At 65.6% G+C, this 7,288-nt stretch carries 6 protein-coding genes; all 6 read left to right on the top strand.

Annotated features, from left to right (window positions below; all coding sequences use genetic code 11):
• Positions 1-2: 2 nt before the first annotated feature.
• The 6 genes from AC3WG5_RS02630 to rho all read left to right on the top strand — a co-directional run bounded on the left by AC3WG5_RS02630 (position 3) and on the right by rho (position 7,252).
• The gene (locus AC3WG5_RS02630) at positions 3-1,775 is read left to right on the top strand and encodes an extracellular solute-binding protein (protein WP_492567671.1); all 1,773 of its coding nucleotides are present in this window, start codon (positions 3-5) and stop codon (positions 1,773-1,775) included.
• Positions 1,775-2,830, top strand: coding sequence for a microcin C ABC transporter permease YejB (locus AC3WG5_RS02625; RefSeq protein WP_482580660.1), 1,056 nt, complete (start codon positions 1,775-1,777; stop codon positions 2,828-2,830). The genes AC3WG5_RS02630 and AC3WG5_RS02625 overlap by 1 nt, the downstream gene beginning before the upstream one ends.
• Positions 2,827-3,846, top strand: a complete 1,020-nt coding sequence (locus tag AC3WG5_RS02620) for an ABC transporter permease (protein WP_014087996.1) — start codon at positions 2,827-2,829, stop codon at positions 3,844-3,846. Before AC3WG5_RS02625 ends, AC3WG5_RS02620 begins: the two co-directional genes overlap by 4 nt.
• A gap of 1 nt (position 3,847) precedes the next feature.
• Positions 3,848-5,416, top strand: a complete 1,569-nt coding sequence (locus tag AC3WG5_RS02615) for an ABC transporter ATP-binding protein (protein ID WP_492567670.1) — start codon at positions 3,848-3,850, stop codon at positions 5,414-5,416.
• 128 nt (positions 5,417-5,544) lie between these two features.
• Positions 5,545-5,871: a thioredoxin TrxA gene (trxA, locus tag AC3WG5_RS02610; protein ID WP_008954264.1), complete on the top strand. Its 327-nt coding sequence runs from the start codon at positions 5,545-5,547 to the stop codon at positions 5,869-5,871.
• A 124-nt stretch (positions 5,872-5,995) separates the two neighbouring features.
• Positions 5,996-7,252, top strand: a complete 1,257-nt coding sequence (gene rho / locus AC3WG5_RS02605; RefSeq protein WP_008954265.1) for a transcription termination factor Rho — start codon at positions 5,996-5,998, stop codon at positions 7,250-7,252.
• The last annotated feature ends 36 nt before the right edge of the window (positions 7,253-7,288 follow it).

Raw genomic sequence — 7,288 nt, 5'->3', positions numbered from 1 at the left:
GGGTGGGGGTGTTGCTGGCCCGGCTGGCCGTGGGGGCGCCGGCGCTGGCGCTAGGCTACGCGCCGAAATACCCACCGAACTTCACCCATTTCGATTACGTCAATCCGGCCGCGCCCAAGGGCGGGCGGCTGGTGCTGCCGGCGCAGGGCAGTTTCGACACGCTCAACCCGTTTACCCTGAAGGGCGACAAGGAGGCGGGGGTCGGGACGCTGGTGGTGGAGACGCTGATGACGCAGGGCGAGGAGGAGCCGTTCACCGTGTACGGGCTGCTCGCCGACGACATCCGGCTCGCCGACGATGGACTGTCGGTGAGCTTCCACCTCAATCCGCGCGCGCGCTTCTCCAACGGCGACAAGGTCACGGCCGAGGACGTCAAGTTCTCGTTCGACACGTTGACGCACGACCCGACCGCCTCGCCGTCGTACCGTTTTTACTGGGCCGACGTGGCGCGCGCCGTGGTGCTGGACGCCGCCAACGTGCGCTTCGACTTCAAGCGCCGCAACGCCGAGTTGCATCTGATCATCGCCCAGCTGCCGGTGTTCTCGCACAAGTGGCTGCCGCCCGGCACCAAGCTGGGCGACCGCGTGCTGCAAGCGCCGATCGGCTCCGGCCCCTACCTGCTGGAACAGTACGATCAGGGCAAGTTCTCCCGCTTCCGGCGCAACCCGGCGTACTGGGCGGCCAACGAGCCGGTGCGGCGCGGCATGTACAACTTCGACACCATCCTGTACCGCTACTACAAGGACGAGACGGCGCGGCTGGAGGCGTTCAAGGCCGGGGAGTTCGACCTGTCGGTGGAGAACGTCGCCAAGCAGTGGGCGCGTGGTTACCTCGGCAGCAAGTTCGAGGATGGCCGCATCGTCAAGAAGACGCTGCCGCACGGCAGCTCGGCGGGCATGCAGGGCTTCGTGTTCAACCTGCGCCGACCGCTGTTCCGCGACAAGCGCGTGCGCGAGGCGCTGGCGCTGGCGTTCGACTTCGAATGGACCAACCGTCAGCTGTTCTACGGCCAGTACCAGCGCAGCGACAGCTACTTCACCAACAGCGAGCTGGCGGCCAAGGGGCTACCGGGGCCGGACGAATTGGCGCTGCTGAACCCCTTGCGCAGCAAGCTCGACCCCGAGGTGTTCGGCCCGGCGGTGGAGCCGCCCAAGGTTGGGGGCCGCTACGGCGTGCGCACCAACCTGCGTCAGGCCCGCCAGTTGCTCTACCAGGCCGGCTGGCGCTACCAAGGCGGGCGCTTGGTGGACAAGCAGGGGCAGCCGTTCGAGTTCGAATTCCTGTCCTACTCGCGCACCTACGAGCGCATCGTCGCCTCGTGGCAGAAGCATCTGGCCAAGCTCGGCATCACGCTGACGGTACGCGTGGTCGACCCGGCCATCTACCAGCGCCGTCTCAACGATTTCGACTATGACACCACGGTGGTGGTGTACGGCGCCAGCCAGAGCCCGGGCAACGAGCAGTTGGGCTATCACGGCAGCGAGGCGGCGCGTACGCCCGGTTCGAGCAACTGGGCCGGCGTGGCCGACCCGGCGGTCGACGCGCTGTTGCAGAACTTCCTGCACTTCAAGACGCGCCGCGACCTGATCGCCGCCAGCCGGGCGCTCGACCGCGTGCTGCGCGTCGGCCGCTACGTGGTGCCGAACTGGCACATTCCCTACCACCGGGCGGCATGGTGGAACCGCTTCGGCCAACCTTCCCGCCTGCCGCGCTACTACGACGCCACCAGCTGGGCGATCGAAACCTGGTGGGCCAAACCGCAGGAGGCACGCTGATGTGGCATTACATTCTCAAGCGCTTGCTGCTGATGATCCCGACCCTGGTGGGCATCCTCGCCATCACCTTCGCCATCATCCAGTTCGTGCCCGGCGGGCCGGTGGAGCAGATGGTGCAGCAGCTGACCCATGCCGGCGTCGCCGGCGAGGCGGCGCAGGGCGGCGGCAACAGTCCGTTCAAGGGCCGTGCCGGGCTGAGCCCGGAGGAGCTGGCCGCGCTCAAGGCGCAGTACGGCTTCGACAAGCCGGCGTTGCAGCGCTTCGGCGACATGCTGGTGAAGTTTTCCCGCTTTGACCTGGGCGAGAGCTTCTTCCACCACGAGTCGGTGTGGGCGTTGATCGTGTCCAAGCTGCCGGTGTCGATGAGCATCGGGCTGTGGAGCTTCTTCATCACCTACTTGGTGTGCATCCCGCTCGGCGTCAGCAAGGCGGTGCGCGACGGCTCGCCGTTCGACCTGTTCACCAGCACGGTGATCCTGGTCGGCTACGCCATTCCCGGTTTCGTGTTGGGGGTGGCGCTCTTGGTGTTGTTCGGCGGCGGCAGCTTCTGGCAACTGTTCCCGCTGCGCGGGCTGGTCAGCGAGAATTGGGCCGACCTGGGGCCGCTCGACAAGGTGCTCGACTACCTGTGGCACATCACGCTGCCGGTGACCGCCTCGGTGGTGGGCAACCTGGCGGTGATGACGATCCTGACCAAGAACGTGTTCCTCGAGGAAATCCGCCGCCAGTACGTCTACACGGCGCGCGCCAAAGGCCTGTCGGAGCGGCGCATCCTGTATAAGCACGTGTTCCGCAACGCGCTGATTCCGCTCATCACCGGTTTTCCGGCGGCGTTCATCGGCGCCTTCTTCAGCGGCAGCCTCCTGATCGAGACGCTGTTCTCGCTCGACGGGCTGGGGCTGTTGTCGTACGAGTCGGTGATCCGCCGCGATTACCCGGTGGTGATGGGCTCGCTTTACGTGTTCACGCTGATGGGGCTGGTGGCCAAGCTGCTGTCGGACCTGTCCTACGTGCTGGTCGACCCGCGCGTCAGCTTCGAGGAGGGCGGGCAATGAGTCTGACCCCCGGCCAGCGCGCCTGGCGCCGCTTCAAGGCCAACCGCCGCGGCTACGTCAGCCTGTGGCTGTTCGCCATCCTGTTCGTACTGACGCTGGGCGCCGAACTGCTGTCCAACGACCGGCCGCTCGTGGTGCGCTACCAGGGCGAGTTCTATTACCCGGTGCTGTTCGAGTACAACGAGACGGTGTTCGGCGGCGATTTCGATACCCCGGCCGACTACCTCGACCCCTACATCCGCGACCGGCTCTCCGCCAACGGCAATTTCGCCGTGTTCGCGCCCAACCCCTACAGCTACAACACGCTCAACTATTTCGCCAAGGCCCCCAACCCGGCGCCACCGTCTTCGGCCAACCTGTTCGGCACCGACGACCGCGGCCGCGACGTGCTGGCGCGGCTGATCTACGGTTTCCGGCTGTCGGTGCTGTTCGCGCTGGCGCTGACCGTGGTCGGCACGCTGGTCGGCATCGTGCTGGGCGGGCTGCAGGGCTATTTCGGCGGCCGGCTCGACCTCACGCTGCAGCGCGTGATCGAGATCTGGGGCAGCCTGCCCGAGCTCTACCTGCTGATCATCCTGTCGTCGTTCTTCAACCCCAGCCTGACCTTGCTGCTGGTGCTGCTGGCGCTGTTCGGCTGGATGGGGCTCGCCGACTACGTGCGCGCCGAGTTCCTGAAGAACCGCCAGATGGACTACGTGCTGGCGGCGCGCTCGCTCGGGCTTGCCGATCGCCAGATCATGTGGCGCCACGTGCTGCCCAACAGCCTGACGCCGGTGCTGGCCTTCCTGCCGTTCCGCGTCAGCGGCGCCATCCTGGCGCTCACCAGTCTCGACTTCCTCGGCCTCGGGGTACCAGCCAGCACGCCGAGCCTGGGCGAGATGCTGGCGCAGGGCAAGGACAACCTCGATGCCTGGTGGATCGCACTCTCCACCTTCACCGTGCTCACCGTCACGCTGCTGTTGTTGATCTTCATCGGCGAGGGGCTGCGCTCGGCACTCGATACACGCAAGGGCTGACATGGACCAACTGCTGTCGGTAGAAAACCTGCACGCCGGTTTCGGCTCCCGCGTCGCGGTGCGCGGCGTGAGCTTCACCGTGCGCGCCGGGGAAAAGGTGGCGCTGGTGGGCGAATCCGGTTCCGGCAAGACCGTCACCGCGCAGGCGCTGATGCGCCTCAATCCGGACGTGACGCTAACCGGTGCTGTCCGTTTCAATGGGGAAGAGCTGCTCGGCGTGCCCGAACGCCGCCTGCGCCAGCTGCGCGGGCGCGAGATGGCGATGATCTTCCAGGAGCCGATGTCGGCCCTCAACCCGGTGTACACCATCGGCAACCAGATCATCGAGACCCTGAGCCAGCACTTCGGGCTGGCGCCGCGCGCGGCGCGGCAGCGGGCCATCGAACTGCTGGCGCGTACCGGCATCCCCGACCCGGACATCAAGGTCGACGCCTATCCCTTCCAGCTCTCCGGCGGCCAGCGCCAGCGCGCCATGATCTCCATGGCGCTGGCCTGCCAGCCCAAGCTCCTGATCGCCGACGAGCCCACCACCGCGCTCGACGTCACGGTGCAGGCGCAGATTCTCGCCCTGCTCGACGAACTGCAGCGCGACCTCGGCATGGCGGTGCTGTTCATCACCCACGACCTCAACCTGGTGCGGCGCTTCGCCGACCGCGTGGCGGTGATGAAGGACGGCGAAGTGGTCGAAACGGGCACAGTGGCCGAGGTGTTCGGCCAACCCGCGCACCCCTACACGCGCGAGCTGCTGGCGAGCCGTCCAGACACCCTGGACGACGCTCCCGGCCAGGCCGCGCCACGGCTGCAGGCCGAGTCGATCCGGGTCGCCTTCAGCCGCCGCCGCGGCTGGTTCGGCAAGACCGTCACCCCGGTGCTGCACGGCATCAGTCTCGGCGTCCCCGCCGGACGCACCCTCGGCATCGTCGGCGAGTCCGGCTCCGGCAAGACCACGCTCGGGCTGGCGCTGATGCGGCTGATCCAGGCGGAAGGGCAGGTCACGCTCGACAGCACCCGGCTCGACACGCTCAGCGGGCAGGCCCTGCGCGCCTCGCGTCGCGACTACCAGGTGGTGTTCCAGGACCCGTTCGCCTCGCTGTCGCCGCGCCTGACCGTGGGCCAGATCGTCGGCGAGGGCGTGGCGCTGCATTTTCCCGAACTGGATGAGACGGCGCGACGCCAGCGTGTGCTCGATACCCTGACCGAAGTCGGGCTGGCCGCCGACAGCGTTGACCGCTACCCGCACGAGTTTTCCGGCGGGCAGCGCCAGCGCATCGCCATCGCCCGCGCCCTGGTGCTGCGCCCCAAGCTGATCCTGCTCGACGAGCCGACCAGCGCGCTCGACGCCACGCTGCAAAAACAGGTGCTGCAATTGCTGCGCCGGCTGCAGCACAAGTACGGCCTGAGCTACCTCTTCATCAGCCACGACCTGGCGGTGATCCGCGCCGTGGCGCACGAGGTGCTGGTGCTGAAGGACGGCAAGGTGGTCGAATCCGGGCCGACGCGGCGCGTGTTCGAGGCTCCCAGCCAGCCCTACACCCGCGATTTGCTCGCGGCGGCCCTGCTGGGGACTTGAAAGCACGGTGCCCAGCCTCATTATTATTGGCATGAAGCCGGTAGGGTTGCCCCTGGGGTCCGTGCTTGCTACCATCCCTTGTGCCATGCCGTTTGCCGGCAACAAGACAAAACCATCGAGAGGAAGATATGAGCGATCTGATCCAGCACGTGACCGACGATTCTTTTGAGCAGGACGTACTGAAGGCCCAGGGCCCGGTGCTGGTCGATTACTGGGCCGAGTGGTGCGGTCCGTGCAAGATGATCGCCCCTATCCTGGACGAAGTGTCGAAAGAGTACGACGGCCGCCTGAAAGTGGTGAAGCTGAACATCGACCAGAACGAGCAGACTCCGCCGAAATTCGGCATTCGCGGCATCCCGACGCTGATGATCTTCAAGGACGGCAACGTGGTTGCCACCAAGGTCGGCGCGCTCGCCAAGAGCCAGCTGACGGCGTTTATTGACAGCCACATTTAAACCGCCTATCCTTCTGTCAAATTCTTCACCAGCGGGCGACATCACTGTCGCCCGCTCCGTATCCGCTTCACACTCCTTGTCGAGCACTCCCGCTTAATCCGTATTCGAGTCGACCACGGCTGCCATGCACTTATCTGATCTAAAACACCTTCCTGTTACCGAACTCGTTGAGAAGGCCATTGCCAACGAGATCGACGGCGCCAACCGCCTGCGCAAGCAAGACCTGATTTTTGCCCTGCTGAAGAACCAGGCCAAGAAAGGCGAGAGCATTTTCGGAGACGGTACGCTGGAGGTGCTGCCGGATGGTTTCGGTTTCCTGCGCAGCCCGGATTCCTCGTACCTGGCCGGCCCGGACGACATCTACGTCAGCCCGAGCCAGATCCGCCGCTTCAACCTGCATACCGGCGACTCGATCGAGGGCGAAATCCGCACCCCGAAAGACGGCGAGCGCTACTTTGCGCTGGTGAAGGTCGACAAGGTCAACGGCGGCCCGCCGGAGAACGCCAAGCACAAGATCCTGTTCGAGAACCTGACGCCGCTGTTCCCGACCGAGCGTCTGGTGCTGGAGCGCGACATCCGTGCCGAAGAGAACATCACCAGCCGCGTGATCGATCTGATTGCGCCGATCGGCAAGGGCCAGCGTGGTTTGCTGGTGGCTCCGCCGAAGTCCGGTAAAACCGTGATGCTGCAAAACCTGGCGCACGCCATCACCGCCAACCATCCGGAAGTCGAGCTGATCGTGCTGTTGATCGACGAGCGTCCGGAAGAAGTGACCGAGATGACCCGCTCGGTGCGCGGCGAAGTGGTGTCGTCCACCTTCGACGAGCCGGCCACCCGCCACGTGCAGGTTGCCGAGATGGTGATCGAAAAGGCCAAGCGCCTGGTCGAGCACAAGAAGGACGTGGTCATCCTGCTCGACTCGATCACCCGTCTGGCGCGTGCCTACAACACCGTGATCCCGGCCTCCGGCAAGGTGCTGACCGGTGGTGTCGATTCCAACGCGCTGCAGCGCCCGAAGCGTTTCTTCGGTGCTGCGCGCAACGTGGAAGAGGGCGGCTCGCTGACCATCATCGCCACCGCGCTGATCGATACCGGCTCGCGCATGGATGACGTGATCTATGAAGAGTTCAAGGGTACCGGCAACATGGAGATCCACCTCGACCGCCGCATGGCCGAGAAGCGGATCTTCCCGGCGATCAACATCAACCGCTCCGGTACCCGCCGCGAAGAGCTGCTGATTCCGCAGGACCAGCTGCAACGCATCTGGGTACTGCGCAAGCTGCTCTACCCGATGGACGATCTTGAGGCGATGGAATTCCTGCAGGACAAGATGCGCGCGACCAAGAACAATCTCGCGTTCTTCGATTCGATGCGTCGCTGAAGCGGCCGCCATTCACCAGCAGCGCCGGGCTTTCGA

Source organism: Pseudogulbenkiania sp. FW507-F1 (assembly GCF_058781125.1).
The sequence above is the reverse complement of the archived record's forward strand: the minus strand, read 5'-3'. Positions and strand labels throughout refer to the sequence as shown.